The sequence below is a fragment of the Rathayibacter sp. AY1H2 genome, from assembly GCF_002931985.1.
GTDB lineage: Bacteria > Actinomycetota > Actinomycetes > Actinomycetales > Microbacteriaceae > Rathayibacter.
In genome coordinates this window covers 19,353-38,536 of the sequence record NZ_PSUV01000015.1, presented here as the reverse complement: position 1 = coordinate 38,536, position 19,184 = coordinate 19,353, and the positions used below count along the sequence as shown (strand labels likewise).

Genomic DNA, 19,184 nt, shown 5'->3' with positions numbered 1-19,184 from the left:
GGTCGCGTCGCCGGGATAGCGTGCGTGTCATGCCCTTCACGCCGAGCCACGCCGTCGTCGCGCTCGCGTTCTCGAACGGCCGGATCCCGGCCGCGGCCGTCGCCATCGGCGCGATGGTCCCGGACATCGGCATGTACCTCCCGATCGCCGTCGCCCGCGAGTCCACCCACTCCCTCCTCGGCGTCGTCACCGTCGACCTGCTGCTCGGGATGCTCGGCCTCGCGCTGTGGAGCGCGGTCGTCGCTCCGGCCTGGCGCGACCTCGCGCCCGCGCTGGTCCGCTCGCGCCTGCGTCCCCGGCGCTCGCCGCCCCGCGGGGCCGCCGCATGGATCCGCGTGCTCGTCTTCGCGGCCGCCGGTATCGCGATCGGAGCCGCCAGCCACGTGATGTGGGACGGCTTCACCCACCGGGGCGGCCTCTTCGTCTCGGCGATCCCGCTGCTGCAGCAGGAGCTCGGGCCCTTCCCCGGCTTCCGATGGGCGCAGTACGCGAGCGGCGTGCTCGGGCTGCTCGGGCTCGGGATCGGCGCGGTGGTCTGGTACGTCGGCCGCCGTCCCCGGAAGCTCCGCTCCGACGGCCGGCAGCCGGTGCGCATCGCGGCCGCGGCCGTGGTGCTCGCGGCCGCGGTGGTGCCCGCCGGGATCGTGCTGGCGGGGGCGGGCATCGATCCGCTCGACGCCGCCTACCGGGCCCACGTGGTGCGGGCGGCGATCCTGCTCGTGGGCGGCGGCGCGGCGGCCGCGGTCGCCGTCGCGGCGGTCTGGTGGCTCACCGGCCGAGGGGTGCGCGGGGCCGTCGTCTGAGACGACGGAGGACGAGCCTGTCGTCTCAAGGGAGCACGGGCATCCGTCGCGAGGAGGATGCGCCGGTGCATAGCCCACCGATAGCGTCGGACACGGCCCGTTGGGGCGGGCCGCCTTCGGGGGAAGGCACTAAGGGGAAATCGGGGGCTCGCGGCACACGCCGCGGGCCCTCTACCCGTTTCCGGGCCCCCCGCCGGCTCGGAGCTCCCGCCGCCTCAGCGCCGCTTCGAGCGCGGCCGGTTCTGCGCGGCCGGGCGCTGCGGGATGCGCGGAGCGCCCTCGCCGGCGGCTCCCTGGGGGAGCGAGGACGCGGGCGGGATCGGGCGGCGGGTCACCGGGCGCACCGGCTCGCCGCGGCGCGTCTGGCCGGGGATCGGCCGGGAGCGGCGCCCGTAGATGAGCTCGGACGAGTCGAGCAGCCACGGCACCAGCGCCACCGTCACTCCGTGCACCAGCAGGAGCTTCTGGCGGATCCGCCGCGACTTGTGGTTGTGGAGGAACGCCTCCCACCAGTGCCCGACGATGTACTGCGGCATGTAGACCGTCGTGATCTCGGAGCCGTGCTCGAGGCGGTGGGCCTTGATGTACTTGATCAGCGGGTACGAGATGTCGCGATAGGGAGAGGCCACGCAGCGCAGCGGCACCTCGATGTCCATCTGCGCCCAGTCGGCCTTCAGCTGCGCGGTCTGCGCGTCGTCGATGGAGGAGTGCACCGCCTCCAGCGTCTCGTGCCGCGCCGCGATGGCGTAGTCGAGCGCCTTCAGCGTGGGCTTGTTCATCCGGCCCACCAGCACGATCGCGTGGTCGCCGTTGGCGCCGAAGGTCGTGGTCGGGTCGACCTCGATCTCCTTCTCGACGTCGCGGTAATAGCGGTAGACGCCGGCCATCAGGACGCCGAGGATCGGCATCACCAGGTAGACGAGCCAGGCGCCGTGGGTGAACTTCGTGATCGTGACGACGACGAGCACCGCGAACGTCAGCGTCGCGCCGAACAGGTTGATGGCCAGGCTCGTGTAGACGGTGCGCGAGCCCTCGCCGTTGCGGATCATCCGCACCCAGTGCTTGACCATGCCCGACTGCCCGAGCGTGAACGAGACGAAGACGCCGATGATGTACAGCTGCACGAGGCTCGTGAGCGAGGCCTGGTAGACGAGCAGGATGATCGCGGCGACGAGCGCCAGGATGATCACTCCGTTGGAGTAGATGAGGCGGTCGCCGCGGGTGTTCAGCGACTTGGGCGCGTAGCCGTCGCGGGCCAGCACGGAGCCCAGCAGCGGGAAGCCGTTGAACGCGGTGTTCGCCGCGAGGAGCAGGACGGCGGCGGTCGCGGCCTGGATGATGAAGAACAGGATCGTGTTGTTGCCGAACGTGGCGGCGGCGACCTGCGCGATCACGGAGCGCTGCGGGGTCGTGGCGCAGTCGGCGAAGCCCACCAGGTGGCAGGCGTTCTCGGCGTAGTGCACGTTCGAGAGCAGGGCGAGGGCGGTCAGGCCGACGAAGAGCACGATCGCGATCGTGCCCATCGCGACGAGGGTGCGCTGGGCGTTCTTGACCTTCGGGGCGCGGAACGCGGGCACGCCGTTCGAGATGGCCTCGACGCCCGTGAGCGCCGCGCAGCCGCTCGCGAAGGAGCGCAGCAGCAGGAGGACGACGGCCGCCTGCGTGAGCTGCTCGCCCTGCACGGTGAAGCCCGCCGACTCCGCGACCGGGGTGTCGCCGAAGGCGGTGCGGACCAGGCCGACGACGACCATCACGAAGACGCTCGCGACGAAGAGGTACGTCGGGACGGCGAAGGCGCGGCTCGACTCCGAGACGCCGCGGAGGTTCACGGCCGCCAGCAGCACGACGAAGAGGATCGCCAGCTCGACCCGCAGCGGCGCCAGCTCGGGCACCGCGGAGATGATGTTGTCGACTCCGGAGGCGACCGACACGGCCACGGTGAGCACGTAGTCCACGAGGAGGGCGGCGGCGACCGTGAGGCCCGCCGTCTCGCCCAGGTTGGTGCGGGCGACCTCGTAGTCGCCGCCGCCGGACGGGTAGGCCCGGATCAGCTGGCGGTAGCTCAGCACCACCACGACGAGGAGGACGACCACGCATGCGGCCACCCAGGGGGCGAAGGTGAGGAAGGAGAGCCCGCCGAGCAGCAGGATCATCAGCAGCTCCTGCGGCGCGTAGGCCACGGAGGAGAGCGGGTCGCTGGCGAAGATGGGGAGCGCGAGCCGCTTCTGCAGCAGCTGTCCCTCGAGCTTGTCGCTGGGGAGCGGCTCGCCGATGAAGAAGTGCTTGGCGGTGCGCAGCTCGGTCGCGTCGGCCGACGATCCGTCCGCGGCGGACGGGGGGCCCTCGTGTGTCACGAGCGATGACACTACTCCGTACGAGGGGGCAGTCAAGACGGCCGGGAGCGGGCCGAGCGGAGGCTGATCCCGCGCTGTGACCGGGAGTTTCCCGGTGCGGCGGGGAGCGGCGGCCGGCGTGCTCGCGGCCGGCGCCCCGAGCGGGGGGTCAGCGGCCGTCGCGGGTCGCGGCTCCGATCAGGCCGGTGAGGCTGTCGCGGAGCGCGGTGAGCTCCTCGAGGGGGACGTCGAGCCGCTCCACGATCTGCGGAGGAACCTGCAGGGCCTGCTCGCGGAGGGCCGCTCCGGAGGGGGTCAGCGCGACGTCGAGGCGGCGCTCGTCGTCGCTGCTCCGGGCCCGCGTGACGTGGCCGCTCGCCTCCAGGCGCTTCACGAGCGGGCTGAGCGTGGCCGGCTCGAGGCGGAGGGCGGAGCCGAGGTCGGCGAGCGAGCGGGGGCTGCGCTCCCAGAGCGCGAGCATCACGAGGTACTGCGGGTGCGTGAGTCCGAGCGGTTCGAGCACGGGGCGGTACAGCCCGATGACGGTGCGCGCCGCGACGGCGAGGGAGAAGCAGACCTGGTTCTGGAGGGCGAGCGGGTCGGTTTCCACGGCGTCATCCTCTCATCGTGCCCTGATGGTTAGTACACTAAGGATATGACGCGGAAGAAGACCGGCTCCCTCTACCAGCGCTTCAACGCGCGGCTGTTCCCCTGGATCGGCCCGCCGCCGCTCGGCCCGTACGACCAGCCCGAGCAGGAGGCGCCCGCGGGGCAGGCGTGCCCGCTCTGCGGTCGGCCGATGTCCGAGCACGTCATCGACCGCTCCGGTCCGCGCACCCAGCTGTACTGCCCGAGCGACCCCTCCTGAGTCGCACGCCCCCGTTCGGGGGTCGGGGGCTTCGGGCGGCGGGGGCGGATGATGAGCGCATGTCCCGTCTGAGCCCCACCGCCGCCCGCGTCGTCCAGTACAGCCGTTTCGGCGACGCGGACGTCCTCGAGATCGTCGAGGTCGAGCGGCCGAAGCCCGGGGCGGGCGAGGTGCTGGTCGAGGTGCTCTCCGCCGGGGTGAACCACATGGAGGCGTTCATCCGGCAGGGCCAGTTCGACTCCGACCACTCCGCGGCCTTCCCGATGCGCCAGGGCACCGACTTCTCGGGCGTCGTCGTCGCCCTCGGCGAGGGCGTCACCGACATCAAGCTCCGCAGCGACGTGGTCGGCCACGCGCTCGTCGGCTCCCACGCGACCCACGTCGTGGTGCCGCGCCGCAACCTCGTCGCCAAGCCCGCCTCCGTGAGCTGGGAGGTCGGCGGCGCGCTGTTCCTCGCCGGAGTGACCGCGTGGCGCGCGCTGGAGGCCACGCATGTGGGACCCGACGACACCGTCCTCGTCTCCGCGGCGGCCGGAGGAGTCGGCAGCCTCGAGATCCAGCTGGCGAAGCTCCGCGGCGCGACGGTGATCGGCACCTGCGGCGAGCGCAACTTCGACTACCTCCGCCAGATCGGCGTGAAGCCGGTGGTCTACGGCGACGGGATCGCCGACCGCATCCGGGCCGCGGCGCCCGGCGGGGTCACGGTGTTCCTCGACAACTTCGGCGGGGAGAACGACGCCCTCGCCGACGAGCTCGGCATCGCGGCGGGCCGCTTCCACTCCAGCGACGACCGCAAGGAGATCGAGCTGCGCGCCGTCTGGCCCGACGCCGAGACCGCCCAGCGCGACACCGAGATCCTCGGCGAGCTGGTCGGCCTCGTCGGCGAGCAGAAGCTGCGGGTGCTCGTCTCGGGCTTCTACCCCTTCGACCAGGTGCAGGACGCCTTCGACGACCTCGAGAAGCGCCACTCGCGCGGCAAGATCGTCCTCGGCATGAACCCGGTGGACCCGGCGAAGGTCACCAAGGCGCGCGACATCCACGAGGCCGGCCGCTAGCCGCACCCTCCCGGCGGCTGTCCGGGCTGCTCTCCGGGCGGCCACAATGGGGCCGTGGCGCGCGGACGCCCGGGAGGAGTGACGCGATGGAGGAGCCCGTCGTCGCGATCGTCTGGATCGTCTCGTTCGTGGTGGTGACCGTCCTGGTCACCGGGCTGTCGGGGCGGGTGAACTGGTCCGCTCCCGTGGCGCTCGTCGCCGTCGGGGCTCTCGCCTCCTTCGTCCCCGGGATCCCGGAGGTGGTGGTCGAGCCGGACGTGGTGCTGTTCGGGATCCTGCCGCCGCTGCTCTACGCGGCGGCGATCCGCACCTCCGTCCTCGACGTCCGCGCTCGCGGCGACAGCATCCTCCTGCTGTCGGTCGGGCTCGTCGTCTTCACGGTCGCGGTGGTCGGCGCGGTGGCCTGGATGGTCGTCCCGGCGATCACGGTCGCCGCGGCCCTCGCGTTCGGCGCGATCGTGGCGCCCACGGACGCGGTGGCGGTCACGGCGATCGCGGGGCGGCTCCGCCTGCCGCGGCGCATGCTCACGGTGCTCGAGGGCGAGAGCCTCCTCAACGACGCGACCGCGCTGGTGGCGCTGAACGCCTCCCTCCTGGCGATCGTCAGCACGGTCACTCCCGGGCGCATCGCGCTCGACTTCGTGCTGGCCGTGGCGGTGGGCGGCGGGGTCGGGATCGGCATCGCCGTGCTGCTCGGGTTCGTGCGCAAGCAGGTGCAGTCGTCCGTCCTGGACACGAGCCTCTCGCTGGTGACGCCCTACGTCGCGTTCATCCCGGCGCAGCTGCTGCACGGCTCCGGGGTGCTGGCGGTCGTGGTCGCGGGGCTCTACCTGGGCTACCGGGCGCCGGTCATCCAGTCGGCGCAGGCGCGGATCGCGGAGTCGCTCAACTGGCGGACGATCCAGTTCCTGCTCGAGAACGCGGTGTTCCTCTTCATCGGGCTGAGCCTGTCGTCGGTGGTGGAGGCGACGGCCGACTCGGGCATCGGGGTCTGGCAGACGGTCGGCATCGGCGCGGCCGTGCTCGCGGCGCTGGTCGGGAGCCGCGTGGCCTGGATGTGCATGACGACGCTGCTGTTCCGGCACGGTCCGCGCCGGCTGCAGCAGCGCGGGTGGACCTGGCCGACCGCGATCGGGGTGTCGTTCGCGGGCATCCGCGGCGTGGTCACCCTCGCCGCCGCGTTCCTCCTGCCCGCGGAGACGCCGCAGCGCGCGTTCCTGCAGTTCCTCGCCTTCATCGTGGTGGCGGGGACGCTCGTCGAGGGGCTCGCGCTCCCGCGGCTCGTCCGCGCCCTGAAGCTGCCGGCCCCGAACGAGATGCAGGAGCACGTCGAGAAGCAGATGCTGCTCGCCGAGGCGCAGGCCGCCGGGCTCGCCCGGCTCGACGCGGAGCCGCAGGACGGAGTGGAGGACCGCGTTCTCGACCGGCTGCGGCGGAACGCGACGTTCCTCGCCGACGCCCTGGAGAACCCGCCGGAGGGCGAGGGCGTGGAGCCACTCCCGCAGGCCTACAACCGGCTCCGGCGCGTGATGATCGCGGCCGAGCGGGAGGCGGTGCTCCGCGCGCGCTCCGAGGGGCGGTACCAGGAGCCGGCGGTGGTGAGCGCTCTGGCGTTCCTCGACGTGGAGGAGGAGGCGCTGGCGGTCGGGCGGCAGTAGCGCCAGGAGGGCGGGGACCCCGGGCGGGATCCCCGCCCTCCCGGCGCTGAGGTGTCCGGGCTCAGCCCAGGGTGGAGCGGACCGAGGCGCGGGCCTCGTCGAGCGCGGCGCGCAGGGCGTCGACGCTCGCGGTCGTCACGGATCCCGAGGAGGCGGCGGTGCGCAGCTCCGCGCGCAGCTCGTCGCGGAACTCGGTGAGCAGCACCTCGGCGTCGCGCAGGGCAATCCGCGAGGCGGTGCGCGCGTCGGGCGAGACCGGCGCGGTCTGCTCCGGCGCGGTCTGCTCCGGCGCGGGCTGCTCGGAGGGGGTGCCGGACGTGTCCTGCGGGCGCGGCTCCTCGGCGGAGTGCTCCGGTCGGCGTCCGGGCTCCCGCGAGTCGCGGGCGGCGCTGGCCAGGTCGGCGCGGAGGCTCTTCATCGCCTCCGCGACGCCGAGGCGGACCTCGTCGGCGAGCCGGCGGACGGAGTCGGTGAGCTCCTCCTCGATGTCGCCCAGGTCGGTCGCGCGGTTCGCGAGCTCGGCGCGGCCGGCGTCGGTGATGGAGTAGACGGTCTTGCGGCCGTCGGCCTCCTTCGTGACGAGTCCTTCCTCCTCGAGCTTCGCGAGGCGCGGGTAGACCGTGCCGGCGCTGGGCGCGTAGGTGCCGCCGAAGCGCTCGCTGAGCGCCTGGATCAGCTCGTAGCCGTGGCGCGGCGACTCGGCGAGGAGGTTGAGCAGGTAGAGGCGCAGGCGGCCGTGCGCGAAGACGGGGCTCACAGCGAGCTCCCGTCCATCGGGCGGCGATCGTCGGCGGGGCCGGTGCCGGGAGAGCCCCAGCCCTCGCCCACCGAGGCGGAGGACGCGGCGACGGACCGGCGGACGACGACCACGTCTCCCGAGACGGAGTTGGCGGCGACGTCGACCCACTTCGAGTCGAGCGAGCCCGTGGTCGAGGTGAAGCCCCGGCCGAAGGTGCCCTTGACGACGGAGCCGTCGAGCTGGAGCGTGCCCGAGACGGTGTTGATGCGGTAGCGGGCGCCGAGGCCCTCGTCGACGCGGATCGTGAGGTCGCCGCTGACGGTGTTGGCCTGGATCCGGTCGGGGGTGCCCTCGGCGTCGACGAACACGCTGCCCGAGACGCCGTCGACGGTGAAGCGGGTGAGCTCGCCGCTCGCGGTGACGTCGCCGGAGACGGTGCGCGCGGTGACGCGGCCGGTGTGGCTGCGGACCGAGAGCTCGCCGTGGACGGTGTTCACCTCGATGTCGCCGTGCAGGCCGTCGACGACGATGTCGCCGCCGACCGTCGAGACGCGGGCGTCGCTGTGGAGGCCCGAGACCAGGCCGTCGGCCGAGACGGTGTCGAACTTGAGGTCGACGCCGCGGGGGACGAGGAGGCTGATGTCGGCGCGGTCGCCGCGGCGGCCGAGGCCCTTCACGACGTCGACGATGGTGTCCCAGCGGAGCTGGACGTGGTCGATCTCGAGGCGGTCGCCGTCCATCGAGACCTTGAGCGGGCGGCCGTCGACGCTGTGGACCTCCACGCGGGCGGTCGGCTCGTCGTGGGCGATGACGTCGATCTGGCCGCCGACGAGGGCGACCTTGACCGAGCGGACGACGTCGAGGTCGATGACCTTCGTCTCGCCGGCCTGTACGAGCCATTTCTCGAGGGACATGAGCTCCTCCTCCTGCACCGGGGTGCCTTTCTGAAACGCGATACATCGCGAGTGGACGAGAGTCACGTTATATCTCGATCGCTGCGGCCGGCAACGGGGCTCGGCCGGTTCCCAGCGTCGAGCGGCCGGGACCGGGGCGGGGCCGAGGCGGGATGAGGCCGGGGGCCGGAGCCGAGGCCGCCGTCGAGGGGGTGAGGCCGCGGCGGGCGCCGTGGTAGACCGGGCGCATGGACCCGATCGCGGCACTCGAGGAGATCGCAGCACTGCTCGAGCGGGAGCGGGCCTCCCGCTACCGGGCGAAGGCGTTCCGCCGCGCGGCCGCGGTGCTGGAGGGGATGGCGTCCGCCGAGCGGGACGACCTCGCCCTCGTGCGGCGGGCCTCCGGGATCGGCGACACGACCTTCACGGTGATCGAGCAGGCGCGGTCGGGCCGGGTGCCCGACTACCTCGCGGAGCTGCGCGGCTCGGCTCCTCCGCCCGCGAGCGCGCTGCGGGGACGGCTGCGCGGCGACCTCCACAGCCACAGCGAGTGGTCCGACGGGGCGACGCCCGTCCTCGCGATGGTGGACGCGGCCCGCGCGCTCGGCCACGAGTACCTGGCGCTCACCGATCACTCGCCGCGGCTCCGGGTCGCCCACGGTCTCAGCGCGGAGCGGCTGGAGGAGCAGCTGGCCCATCTCGCGGGCCTCGACACCGGGCCCCTGCGGCTGCTCAGCGGGATCGAGGTGGACGTCCTCGAGGACGGCGCGCTCGACCAGACGAACGAGCTGCTGGACCGCCTCGACGTGGTCGTCGCGAGCGCCCACTCGAAGCTGCGGCTGCCCTCCCGTGAGATGACGGCCCGGCTGGTCGCGGCGGCCTCGGATCCGCGGACCGACGTCCTCGGCCACGTCACGGGGCGGCTGGTGTCGGGCGAGCGCGGCACCCGCCCGCCGTCGACCTTCGACGCCCGGGCCGTGTTCCGCGCGTGCGCCGACCACTCCACCGCGGTCGAGATCAACGCCCGCCCCGAGCGCGAGGACCCGCCGGACGAGCTGATCGCGCTCGCGCTCGAGGAGGGCTGCCTGTTCTCGATCGACAGCGACGCGCATGCTCCGGGTCAGCTGGGCCTGCTCGACTACGGGGCGGAGCGGGCGGAGCGGCTCGGCGTCCCGGAGGAGCGGATCGTGACCACCTGGCCGGTCGAGCGGCTCCTGGAGTGGACCCGCGGCTGAGGATCCTCGCGCGTTGCGCAAACGAACTGCGGCCATCACCCCCTTGACAGGAGGCCGTACCGCGGGAGGAGATCCGACGCAAGTGGCGAAATCCCAGCCGCCCACGCGGCATGCTCGGTACCGGCCCGCTCCTCCCGGGCCGCTCCAGCGGTCGGGAGTCGCGCTCCGTCGCACTCTCCACTCCGACAGACCAGGTGAACCATGGCCACGCAGACCGCTCTCGACGCCGTGCGCGCCGCTCCCACTCTGCTCGAGGCCGTCCGGATGGCGGATGAGCTGACGGTCGCCGCGGTGAGCGACGGCGGCGGCCGCGCGGTGCGCCTGCTCACCCGCGCCGCTCTGGACCCCTCGGACCAGCTCACCGCGATCGCGGCCGTGCACTCGCTCGCGCAGGTCTTCGACGAGGAGGCCGACCTCGCGCTGCTGATGCTGCTCGAGGACGAGCGCCCGTACCTCCGCGAGCACGCCGCCTGGGCCTTCGGCGGGCGCCTGCCCCGCCCCGCCGCGCTCGGACCGCTGCTGCGCCTGGTCCGCGACGGCGGCTTCTCGGGCATGCTCGCGCAGCGCACCGTCCTGCTCTGGGCCTCCTCGACCCCCGACCTCGTCGCCGTCGCGCTCGAGGGCGCGCTGCTCGGCGAGCGCGAAGCGGCGGCCCGGGCACGGCTCGTCGAGACCCTGGGCCTCGTGCCCGGTGCGATCGCCGAGCGCACCCTCCTGCACGTGGCCGCCGATCGCGCGGAGGGGCTGGAGGCGCGGGCCGCCGCGACGGACGCGCTCGGCGAGCGCGGCTCCGACGACGCCGAGCTCCTGCTCACCGGCCTGGCCGAGGAGGCGGCGCCCATCGGGCCCCTCGCCCGGCTCGCCCTCGGCGACCTCGCCCCCGCACCGGCCGTGGAGGCAGGGCCGACGGTCGCGCAGCTCTTCGTCCACGCCGACATCGACGGCACCCTGACGCGGGTGGGCGCCGGCGACAACGGCGGCATCGCGACCCTGCTGGTGCGCCTGGGCGACTCGCTCGTCGAGCAGGAGGGCATCGACCGGGTGCTCACGCTCTCGCGCGGGACTCCGGCCGAGGCCGAGCGCGCGCTCGGCGAGCTGCCCGACTCCGGCCACGGCTTCGCTCCGGTCCCGTTCGTGGGGCCGCCCGTGGCCATGCCTCAGGCGTGGAGCCGTCGCATCGCCGCCGAGCGCGGCATCCGCCGGATCCTGCGCGCGGCCGGCCGGGTCGACGTGCTGCACCTGCGCATGGCGGACGTCGGATCCCTCGCGGCGGCCGCGGTCGCCCGGGAGCTCGAGATCCCCGTCGTGTTCACCCTCGCTCCGGACCCGCACGCCCTGATCGCGGGCCTGGACGCCTCCGGCGCCCTCACCCGCGCGGACTTCGGCGAGCGCGACGCCGCCGAGCACTTCTGGTTCCGCGTGCGCCTGGTGCAGCGCCTGGCCGCCGACGCCGCGCACACCGTCCTGTTCCCGCGGGAGGAGCTGGCGGCGACCATTCGCGAGCTGATCGGCGTCGACATCACCGCGCACCCGGAGCGGCACACGATCGTCCCGGAGGGGATCGACGTCGGCCTGGTCGAGCGCGGCGAGTCGGCCGCACGGGCCTCCGCCGCCGGTGAGCCGGTCGCGCTGGACGAGGGCGGCGACCTGGCCTCGCTCGACCTCCTGCTGGAGGAGCTGCCCGAGCACCGCCGCGGCCTCCCGCTGCTGCTCAGCGTGGGCCGCCTGCACCGGGTGAAGGGGATGGCGGCGCTCGCCGAGGCCTGGGCGTCCGACCCCTCGCTCCGGGAGCGCGCCAACCTGCTCCTGGTCGGCGGCGACCTCGCCGACCCGAGTCCCGACGAGCGCGAGCAGCTCGACCGCATCCGCGCCGTCGCGTCCGACGGGCTGCTCCTGGCCGGCCACCGCCCGAACGGGACCGTGGCCCGCTGGCTCGGCGCGATCCGGCACGGCCGACCGGGGCTCTCTGCTCCGGGAGGCGCCTACGTCTGCGCGAGCGTCAAGGAGGAGTTCGGCATCGCCCTCCTCGAGGCGCTCTCCGCAGGACTGGTCGTCGTCGCTCCGGCGACAGGCGGGCCCGCGACCTACGTCGAGGAGGGGGAGACCGGCTTCCTGGTCGACACCGCCGACCCCGCGGCGCTCGCCGCCGGCGCCGCCGCCGCACTGGATCTCGCAGGAGGGCCTCTCGGCGAGCACGCCGCGGCCCGCGGGCGTGCGATGGTCGCCGAGCGCTACACGGTGCAGGCCATGGCTCATGCCCTCTCGGGCGTCTACGCGCACGCGACCGCGGACCAGGAGCGTCCCCTCCGCTCGCCGCTCGTGCTGGGGGCCTCGTGACCCTGCTGATCATCAGCCCCGACTACGCGTCGCACCTGCTGCCGCTGGCGACCCTCGGCACGGCGTGGCAGGAGGCGGGCGAGCGCGTCGTCGTGGCCACCGGCGACGCGACGCGCTCCATCGTCGACGGCTTCGGATTCGAGCACATCGCGCTCCGGCTGGGGCGCGGCTCCAACCCGGGCACGATCCGCGCGGAGGAGCAGGCGCCCGACGAGGGCGCGTCCCTCCGCGGCTTCTTCGACGCCACCCGGCGCGGGATGGTCCCGACCCTCGCTTACCAGGCGCGGGAACGGCTCACCGACCTGCTCTGGGATCCGGCCGGCGTCGCCGCGCGCCTGCGCGTGATCCTCGACGAGGTGCAGCCCGACGCGATCGTGGTCGACCATCTCGCCTTCACCGCGCGCGTGGCGCTGAAGGCACTCCACGTGCCCTACGGCGACGTCGTGCTCGGCCACCCCAGCGCGCTCACGGTGCCCGGCGAGGTCTACGGCTTCCCCCCGGTCTGGCCGGACGCCTTCGCTCCGGAGCCGGACGACCTCGATGCGCTCCGCGCCCTCTGCGAGCGTGTGCGCGACTCCTTCACCTCGGAGTGGAACGCCGCCCTCACCACCCTCGACCCCGGGGCGGCGCCCAGCGCCGACGCCTTCGCCGAGAGCGGCGACGTCCTGCTGCTCAACTACCCTGGCGAGCTCCACGACTCGGCCCGCACCGCTCAGCTGCCGCCGCACGCGTTCCTCGGCTCCGCCGTCCGCGAGGAGCCCGACGACGCGGAGGTCGAGGAGTGGCTCGCCGCGTCCGAGGATCCGGTCGTCTACGTGAGCTTCGGCAGCTTCCTCTCGGTGCGCGGCGACGTGCTCGCCCGGGTCGTCGAGGCCCTGGCCGGCGTCGAGGTCGGAGGCAGGCCCGTCCGGGTGGCTCTCGCCTCCGGCGCGACCGAGCGCTCGGCTCTGGGCGAGATCCCCGAGGGCTGGCTGGTCCGCGGCTTCCTGCCGCAGGTCGCGCTCCTGCGCCGGGCCGTGCTCGCGGTCAGCCACGGCGGCAACAACAGCGTCACGGAGGCGATGACCGCGGGCGTGCCGCTCGTCGTCCTCCCGTTCTCGACGGACCAGTTCGCGGGGGCGGCCGCACTCGAGGACGCCGGGTTCGCCGCCGTGCTCGACCCCAACGCCGCCTCCGCGCGACAGCTCGCGGAGGCTGCGCGGCGAATGCTCGCACTCGACGCTCCCGCCCGGGAACGGCTGGCGGCGCTCGCCGAGGGCCTCGCCCGCGAGACGGGACCGCAGCGGGCCCTCTCCGCCCTGAGCGGAGCGACCGTCCAGCGCTAGCCTGGGCCGATGGTCGAGCCGACACCCCAGGACGCGCCGCTGCGTGCCGAGCGGAACGACGCGCGGGCGGAGCCGATGCTGGCTGCTCTCGGCGCGTTCGGGCGCTTCGAGGGGATCGTCCCTCCGCTGTTCGAGGCGGCCGTGCGGATCCTGCACCCCTCCGACGACCCGCCCCGGCGCTGGCGCGAGGTCGCCGAGCGGGAGGGGACGCTCCTGCATCCGCTCGCGCAGTGGTACTCGCTCACCGGCGAGCATCCCGACGAGTACGCGGAGCCCCGCCTCGGAGTGCTCCCGCTCGACGAGCTCGCGGCCGTCGCCGCCGTGCTCGCGGAGCACACGAGCACCCCCGACGACTGCCTCGCCGTGTTCTGGGAGGGGTTCGGCGTGCTGAGCGGCGGGTCGCGGATCCTGATCTCCCGCGCGGACGCCTCGGACGAGCTACCCGAGTGGATGAGCGACACCCGGCCGACCGGCTGGGAGCACCCCGAGACCGCCGCCGCGGCGACGGTCGAGCTGCCGGGGCGGGAGGGGCCTCTGCTCTCGCTCGACGTCCGGGTGCTCGAGGACACCGCGTGGGCGCGCGCGGCGGGCTTCGCCGACGCCTCCGGGCTCGTCGTGCAGACTCCGCTCGCGCTCTGGCCGGAGGACCGGGCCTGGTACCTCGCGAGCGAGGTCGACTTCGACTCGACGCTGATCGGCGGCTCGCGCGCCCTCGTCGACGACCTGCTGCGGCTCTCCGCCGCGGGGCGGATCGAGGCGCTCCTGCTGCCGGAGCAGGTGGACCTCACGAGCACCGGTGACCGGCTCGACCCGAGGCGGCGGTGACGGGGTGAGCGACGAGGACGACGAGCGCTGGCTCGTGGTGAAGGGCCGCCGATGGCGGCGCACCGACCCCTCGCTGCCGGAGGACGTGGTCGCCGGCCTCACCTCGCACCTCGGGCGCGGGCGCTCGGGAGTGCGCTCCGCCAGGCTGCACGAGGACGCGGAGGCGGAGGCGCTGGCGCGCAGGAGGGTCGGGCTCGCCAAGCACGGGCTGGGCGAGCGCGGACCGGCATGGTGGGACGAGCCCGAGGCCGATCGTCTCGAGCGCGCCCGCGAGGCGCTGCGGGCGCTCGAGGAGCTCGACGCTCCGGAGGACTGACTCGGCTTCTGCATCCCCCGAGCGTGCTCGTCGGGCGAGGCGGGCGGGGAGTGCCCGAGCGGATCCGGGGAGAGCGCGCGGAACCGCGGCCTGTGGAGGAGGACCGCCCCCGCCGAGCCCGCCCGCCGAGCCCGCCCGCCCCTAGCGGAACCTCACCACGAAGCCGTCCTCCGGCCCGGTCGGGAAGCTCTGCAGGCTCACGCGCAGATCCTGCCCGTCCTCGACGTCGTACGGGTGCCCCGCGGCCAGGAGCTCCAGCGCCGCGGACAGCAGGTCGACGGTCGCCGGCTCGCCCGGGCACCGGTGGTCGCCTCCGTAGTGCCCGCCGCCCTGGGCGATGAAGCCGTTGCGGTCGACGGGCGACCGGAACCGCTCCGGATCGAAGCGGCCCGGCGCCTCCCAGTGCGAGCCGTGGTCCGTCGCGTAGAGGTCGAGCAGCATCCACTGCCCCGCGGGAAGCGTCTCGCCGCGGAAGTCCAGCTCCCGGCGGGCCCTTCCTCCGACCATCGGGAAGAACGGGTAGAAGCGCCGCACCTCGTTCGCGAACGCGACGCGCTCCTCCTGGTCGGCGAGCCGCTCCCGCCACTCCGGATGCCGGTGCAGCGCGAGCGCCGCCAGCACCACGAAGCGCCCCACCGCGACCGTGGGCCGCAGCAGGTTGATCAGCTCCACCGCGGCGACCTCGACGGGCAGGAGGCCGCCGTCCTCCTTCTCGTGCGCGATCCGGTGCAGGGGAGTCGGGGAGGGTCCGGCCGTCCGGCTCGCCTCGATCAGACCCCGCGCCCACCGCTCGGTCGAGCGGCGGCGGAGTCGCGCGGCCCAGTTGGGCGGGCCGAAGCGCCCGGCGTTGTCGATCATCGCCCGGAGCTCGTCCGTGCGCCGCAGCACCTCCTCCTCGTCGGCCTCGATGCCGGCCCACGACAGGACCGCGCGGCCCAGGACCTCCGCGGCGACGTCCTGGAGGCGGACCCGCTCGCCCGTCAGCCGGGCGGCGGACGCCTGCCACTCCCGCGCGAAGGCCGAGACCAGCCTCGACCGCTGCTCGGGCGTCTCCACCAGATCCAGGAACATGCGCTTCCGCCGCCGGTGCGGCTCGTCCTCGAGGGTCTGCACGCTGCCCTCGTCCTGCAGGAGGTGCAGCACCGAGCCGGGCAGCGCGCCCTCGCGGTCGAAGCGCCCGCCCTCGTAGAAGAAGCGCGCCGCCTCGATGCCGCGCGCCATGATCACGGGCCGTCCGAGGATCCGGGTGCGGAACGCGTCCGCGCCCACGTCGTCGAAGCGCCGCGTCCCGAAGAAGTAGCCGTCGGCGAGGACGGCCGCGCTGCTGTCGACCGCGGGGAGGACGGGGATCGAGGCGGCGATCAGCCGGCCGATCCCTCGGTGTCGTCGCCCTCGGCCTGCGAGGGCTTGTCGACGCCCGCGTCGTCGACGTGGTCGTGGTTCTGCGGGTTCTCCTGCGGCTGCTCGGTCCGGTCGGTCATGGTGCTCCTCTCGCGTCGGCGCGGTGCGCGCCTCGCGGCCACGGTAGGAAGAGCGCGGCGGAGCCGGGTACCCCGTTGACTCGCGGGGGAGGGGCGGGCAGACTCCGCCGCCCTCAGCGCCTCCGCAGGAGGACCGGCGCGGTCGCCCAGACCACGGCGAGCAGCAGCAGCACGCCTCCGCCCGCCCAGAGGCCTGCCGGCCCGCCCAGCACGACGTCGAACACGAAGCCCACGACTCCGACGAACAGCAGCGATCCCGCCGCGAGGCACACCGTGACCACCCGGTTGCCGAACCGCACCAGCTCGGCCTTCCTCCGCCGCTGGAACAGCAGCCGGTGGGCGATGACGGGCGCCAGCGCCAGGATCGTGACGCACGCGGCGAGCAGGACGAGCACGAGGTAGAGCGCCACGTCGGGCGGCGCGAGGTCGGCGAAGCGCTGCTGGAAGCACAGCGTCAGCAGGAAGCCGCCCAGGATCTGCGTGCCGGTCTGCACGACCCGCAGCTCCTGCAGGATCTCGTTCCAGTTGCGGTCGGATCGCTCCTCCACCGTCTCGTCGCGACCGGAGTCGGGGGCGGAGGGGTCGACGGGTCGGTCGCTCATGGGACGAGGGTAGAGCTCAGGCGAGCAGGGACTCCGCCAGCGAGATCGCCCCGCGCACCCCGGACTCGTCGCCGAGGGCCGGGCGCACGATGCGGATCCGCCCGCCGCCCGTCCCCGTCGCTCCGGGCGCGCCCATCAGCCGCTCGACCTCGGCCTCGACCGCGGGGACGAGCCCCGGCGTCTTCGACACGCCTCCGCCGACGACCGCGAGCCGCACGCCCGCGACGTAGGCGAGCGTCGTGACGAGCTGCGCGAGGTAGTAGGAGCTGAAGCGGAGGTTGGCGGCCGCCTCCTCGGGGCCGAGGCGGGAGCCGTCGACGCCCCAGCGCGCCGAGATCGCGGGACCGGCGACCAGGCCCTCGAGGCAGTCGCCGTGGAACGGGCAGGTGCCGGCGAAGCCGTCCTCGGGGTGGCGGCGGGGCAGAAGGTGCGCGACCTCGGGCCAGCCGCTGCCGGCGAGGAGCCGTCCGCCCGCGATCACGCCGCCGCCGACTCCGGTGCCGACGGTCAGGTAGACGAAGTCGTCGACTCCAGTTCCGGCGCCCCAGCGGGCCTCGCCCAGGGCGGCTCCGTTGACGTCGGTGACCAGCGCGAGCCGCGCGCCCGGTGCGGCCGAGCCGATCGGGCCGAGGACGTCGGTGCCTTCCCAGCCGAGCTTCGGCGTGGAGGTGAGGTGTCCGTAGGTCGGCGAGCCGGGGTCGATGTCGAGCGGGCCGAAGGAGGCGACGCCGACCGCGGCGACGGTGCCGTCGACTCCGTGGCCGCTGACGAAGCCGGCCAGATCGGCGAGAGTCTCGGCGGGCCCGCGGGTCGGCAGGGTCGTCGTCGCGAGGATCCGCTCGGGATCAGCGGCGTCGGCGACCGCCGCGACGACCTTCGTGCCCCCGGTCTCGATGCCGACGAGGAGGGGACGGTCGGCGGTGGCGCTCATGGATCTCCAGGGCTCGTGCGGTGCGTCTCGGGTCTCAGCAGGCGGACAGCGAGCGCACCTGCGCCGACAGGGTCAGGGGGCTGCCGAGGAGCAGCACCTGATCGAGGTCGTGGCCCTGCATCTTCACACGGGTGCTGCGCGGCAGGCAGGTCGGCTCGCTGAGGTAGAGCGGGGCGCCCTGCTTCGCGGCGACCGGGCCGACGGCCAGCGCGTCGGCGAAGCCGGTGGCGGTCGCGAGGTAGACGGTGTCGCCCAGCTCGGACGGCGGGAAGACGTCGTTGAGGCGTCGGCTGGTGTCGTGGCGGTCCGTCCCGGCGATGCGCGACACGGTGCCGGCGATCTTCGCGGCGCGCAGGTCTGCCTCGACGGCGGTCGAGATCGACGGCGCACCGCCGAGCAGCTGCACGGAGGAGGGGTCGAGTCCGGCGAGGGTGTCACGGGTCGGCTGGTCGAGGCGCGAGCGGGCGCCGTCGACGAGGAGGACGGGCTCGGCGCGGCGGCCGGCGATCGGCGCGACCGAGAGGGCGTCCGGGAAGTTGGTGCCGGTCGCGACGAAGACGTTCTCGTAGCTGCCGTCCGGGAAGGCGTCCTCGACGATCCGGCGCGAGGTGTCGTAGCGGTCGACGCCCTCGATGCGCTCGGTCGGGATCCCGAGGGCCTTCACCTGCTGGAGCACCGACTCGCTCACGGAGAGGGCGCTGCCGACCACGACGATCCGCTGCGGGGCGAGGCGGCGCAGCTCGGCCGCCACCACGGCGGGCAGGACGCTCGGGTCGGTGAGCAGGAGGGCGCCGCCCTGCTTCGCGGCGGCGGGGCCGGCGCTCAGCGCGTCCGGCCAGTTCGCTCCGCTGGCGAGGTAGACGACGGGGGCGCCGTCGGCGAATCCGGAGGCGGTCACCGCGACGGCGGTCGCATACCGGTCGGTCCCGGCGAGGCGGGCGACGTCGGAGGAGTAGGCGGACGGGAAGAAGTCGATGCCGCTGCGGCCGCCCGGCGGCACGGAGACGACCGCGCGCTCGTCGAGGCGGGCCAGGCGCGAGAAGTACTGGTCGTCGTAGGCGGGGTACCCCGGCTCCACGAGGCGCAGGAGGTAGTCGCCGGCGGGCAGGGCGAGGTCGCCCGTGTCCCACGCGCGGGCGGCGCCGGGGGCTCCGGTGACGGGGACGGTGTCGAGCAGCGAGTACGTCCCTCCGTCGACCCACCAGGCCTGCACGTCGAAGGAGGGGGAGGAGACGCCCGGGACCGCGTCGGCGGTGACCGATCCGGACAGCTCGGCGCTGCGCAGGAGGGAGATGGCGACGGACTCGTCGGTCCCCCGGGTCGTCCTCGCGGCCTCGGCGACCGGGGTGTCGCCGAACCAGGTCGGGTACCAGTCGTCGCTGCCGATCAGGTTCGCGCGGACGGTGAGGGGCTCGCCGCCGGGAACGGGGAGGGAGAAGTCGGCGCCCGTGTCCGCCTCGGCGACCACGTCGCCCTCGGCGTTCTGGACCTGGACGTAGAAGGACGGGTTCGCGGGGGCGGGGTGCTCCTCATCGGCGTCGCGGAGCGCGATGGTGCCGGAGAGGACGACCTCGGCGGCCGCCTCCTGCGCGGCGCTCGCGCCCGGGAGATCGGGGGCGGCGACGGCCGGACCGGCGGCGAGGCCGGCCAGCAGGAGAGCGGAGACGCCGATCGCGGCGAGGGGGCGTGCGGGCACGGCGGGCCTTTCGGCAGGATCCGCGGGAGGCCGCGGCGGACACGGTGTCTGAATGCTAGCCGCCGCCCGCCTCCGGGCGAGGGCGGG

At 74.3% G+C, this 19,184-nt stretch carries 17 protein-coding genes; 9 read left to right on the top strand and 8 right to left on the bottom strand.

Annotated features, from left to right (window positions below; translation table 11 throughout):
- The first annotated feature begins 29 nt into the window (after window positions 1-29).
- Window positions 30-803, top strand: a complete 774-nt coding sequence (locus C5C29_RS11745; RefSeq protein WP_104223752.1) for a DUF4184 family protein — start codon at window positions 30-32, stop codon at window positions 801-803.
- Between the two features lie 215 nt (window positions 804-1,018).
- Here C5C29_RS11745 and C5C29_RS11740 read toward each other — a convergent pair whose 3' ends face one another.
- Together C5C29_RS11740 and C5C29_RS11735 are read right to left on the bottom strand one after the other, a co-directional pair.
- Complete coding sequence (locus C5C29_RS11740; protein WP_104223800.1) at window positions 1,019-3,100, bottom strand: APC family permease; 2,082 nt, start codon at window positions 3,098-3,100, stop codon at window positions 1,019-1,021.
- A gap of 205 nt (window positions 3,101-3,305) precedes the next feature.
- Complete coding sequence (locus C5C29_RS11735) at window positions 3,306-3,746, bottom strand: MarR family winged helix-turn-helix transcriptional regulator (RefSeq protein WP_104223751.1); 441 nt, start codon at window positions 3,744-3,746, stop codon at window positions 3,306-3,308.
- A 45-nt stretch (window positions 3,747-3,791) separates the two neighbouring features.
- On the opposite strand from C5C29_RS11735, the gene C5C29_RS11730 reads away from it, so the two are divergent.
- The 3 genes from C5C29_RS11730 (at window position 3,792) to C5C29_RS11720 (ending at window position 6,717) form a co-directional block, all read left to right on the top strand.
- Window positions 3,792-4,004 (top strand): hypothetical protein, encoded by a 213-nt coding sequence (locus C5C29_RS11730; RefSeq protein WP_104223750.1) that lies wholly within the window; start codon window positions 3,792-3,794, stop codon window positions 4,002-4,004.
- Between the two features lie 59 nt (window positions 4,005-4,063).
- The gene (locus tag C5C29_RS11725; RefSeq protein ID WP_104223749.1) at window positions 4,064-5,059 is read left to right on the top strand and encodes an NADP-dependent oxidoreductase; all 996 of its coding nucleotides are present in this window, start codon (window positions 4,064-4,066) and stop codon (window positions 5,057-5,059) included.
- Between the two features lie 86 nt (window positions 5,060-5,145).
- Window positions 5,146-6,717, top strand: coding sequence for a sodium:proton antiporter (locus tag C5C29_RS11720; RefSeq protein ID WP_104223748.1), 1,572 nt, complete (start codon window positions 5,146-5,148; stop codon window positions 6,715-6,717).
- Between the two features lie 61 nt (window positions 6,718-6,778).
- Here C5C29_RS11720 and C5C29_RS11715 read toward each other — a convergent pair whose 3' ends face one another.
- Together C5C29_RS11715 and C5C29_RS11710 are read right to left on the bottom strand one after the other, a co-directional pair.
- A complete protein-coding gene (locus tag C5C29_RS11715; protein ID WP_104223747.1) occupies window positions 6,779-7,474 on the bottom strand; it encodes a PadR family transcriptional regulator in 696 nt (231 codons plus the stop codon).
- Complete coding sequence (locus C5C29_RS11710) at window positions 7,471-8,370, bottom strand: DUF4097 domain-containing protein (protein ID WP_258062281.1); 900 nt, start codon at window positions 8,368-8,370, stop codon at window positions 7,471-7,473. The genes C5C29_RS11715 and C5C29_RS11710 overlap by 4 nt, the downstream gene beginning before the upstream one ends.
- Before the next feature lie 227 nt (window positions 8,371-8,597).
- Here C5C29_RS11710 and C5C29_RS11705 point away from each other — a divergent pair, with 227 nt between their 5' ends.
- The 5 genes from C5C29_RS11705 (at window position 8,598) to C5C29_RS11685 (ending at window position 14,387) form a co-directional block, all read left to right on the top strand.
- Window positions 8,598-9,584, top strand: coding sequence for a PHP domain-containing protein (locus C5C29_RS11705; RefSeq protein WP_104223746.1), 987 nt, complete (start codon window positions 8,598-8,600; stop codon window positions 9,582-9,584).
- A gap of 201 nt (window positions 9,585-9,785) precedes the next feature.
- Window positions 9,786-11,921, top strand: coding sequence for a glycosyltransferase (locus C5C29_RS11700; RefSeq protein WP_104223745.1), 2,136 nt, complete (start codon window positions 9,786-9,788; stop codon window positions 11,919-11,921).
- The gene (locus C5C29_RS11695) at window positions 11,918-13,246 is read left to right on the top strand and encodes a glycosyltransferase (protein ID WP_104223744.1); all 1,329 of its coding nucleotides are present in this window, start codon (window positions 11,918-11,920) and stop codon (window positions 13,244-13,246) included. Before C5C29_RS11700 ends, C5C29_RS11695 begins: the two co-directional genes overlap by 4 nt.
- A 9-nt stretch (window positions 13,247-13,255) precedes the next feature.
- Window positions 13,256-14,071 carry a hypothetical protein gene (locus tag C5C29_RS11690; protein ID WP_104223743.1) on the top strand — a complete coding sequence of 272 codons (816 nt, stop codon included), beginning with the start codon at window positions 13,256-13,258 and terminating at the stop codon, window positions 14,069-14,071.
- Window positions 14,072-14,075: 4 nt separating this feature from the next.
- Window positions 14,076-14,387 carry a biopolymer transporter Tol gene (locus C5C29_RS11685; RefSeq protein ID WP_104223799.1) on the top strand — a complete coding sequence of 104 codons (312 nt, stop codon included), beginning with the start codon at window positions 14,076-14,078 and terminating at the stop codon, window positions 14,385-14,387.
- A 141-nt stretch (window positions 14,388-14,528) separates the two neighbouring features.
- Here the strand turns inward: C5C29_RS11685 and C5C29_RS11680 are convergent, their stop codons facing one another.
- The 4 genes from C5C29_RS11680 to C5C29_RS11665 all read right to left on the bottom strand — a co-directional run bounded on the left by C5C29_RS11680 (window position 14,529) and on the right by C5C29_RS11665 (window position 19,097).
- Window positions 14,529-15,656 (bottom strand): cytochrome P450, encoded by a 1,128-nt coding sequence (locus tag C5C29_RS11680; protein WP_104223742.1) that lies wholly within the window; start codon window positions 15,654-15,656, stop codon window positions 14,529-14,531.
- A gap of 325 nt (window positions 15,657-15,981) precedes the next feature.
- Entirely contained in the window at window positions 15,982-16,470 is a 489-nt protein-coding gene (locus C5C29_RS11675) for a DUF6328 family protein (RefSeq protein WP_104223741.1), read from the bottom strand.
- A 16-nt stretch (window positions 16,471-16,486) separates the two neighbouring features.
- Window positions 16,487-17,401, bottom strand: coding sequence for an ROK family protein (locus tag C5C29_RS11670; RefSeq protein ID WP_104223740.1), 915 nt, complete (start codon window positions 17,399-17,401; stop codon window positions 16,487-16,489).
- A gap of 34 nt (window positions 17,402-17,435) precedes the next feature.
- On the bottom strand, window positions 17,436-19,097 hold the full coding sequence (locus C5C29_RS11665; RefSeq protein ID WP_104223739.1) for a cell wall-binding repeat-containing protein: 1,662 nt from the start codon (window positions 19,095-19,097) through the stop codon (window positions 17,436-17,438).
- Window positions 19,098-19,184 lie beyond the last annotated feature (87 nt).

Excerpts from the sequence above, each read along its gene's own strand:
- C5C29_RS11675 (WP_104223741.1), bottom strand. The coding sequence starts at position 16,470 with ATGAGCGACCGACCCGTCGACCCCTCCGCCCCCGACTCCGGTCGCGAC.
- C5C29_RS11670 (WP_104223740.1), bottom strand. The coding sequence starts at position 17,401 with ATGAGCGCCACCGCCGACCGTCCCCTCCTCGTCGGCATCGAGACCGGG.
- C5C29_RS11725 (WP_104223749.1), top strand. The coding sequence starts at position 4,064 with ATGTCCCGTCTGAGCCCCACCGCCGCCCGCGTCGTCCAGTACAGCCGT.
- C5C29_RS11705 (WP_104223746.1), top strand. The coding sequence starts at position 8,598 with ATGGACCCGATCGCGGCACTCGAGGAGATCGCAGCACTGCTCGAGCGG.
- C5C29_RS11710 (WP_258062281.1), bottom strand. The coding sequence starts at position 8,370 with ATGTCCCTCGAGAAATGGCTCGTACAGGCCGGCGAGACGAAGGTCATC.
- C5C29_RS11745 (WP_104223752.1), top strand. The coding sequence starts at position 30 with ATGCCCTTCACGCCGAGCCACGCCGTCGTCGCGCTCGCGTTCTCGAAC.
- C5C29_RS11730 (WP_104223750.1), top strand. The coding sequence starts at position 3,792 with ATGACGCGGAAGAAGACCGGCTCCCTCTACCAGCGCTTCAACGCGCGG.
- C5C29_RS11690 (WP_104223743.1), top strand. The coding sequence starts at position 13,256 with ATGGTCGAGCCGACACCCCAGGACGCGCCGCTGCGTGCCGAGCGGAAC.
- C5C29_RS11700 (WP_104223745.1), top strand. The coding sequence starts at position 9,786 with ATGGCCACGCAGACCGCTCTCGACGCCGTGCGCGCCGCTCCCACTCTG.
- C5C29_RS11720 (WP_104223748.1), top strand. The coding sequence starts at position 5,146 with ATGGAGGAGCCCGTCGTCGCGATCGTCTGGATCGTCTCGTTCGTGGTG.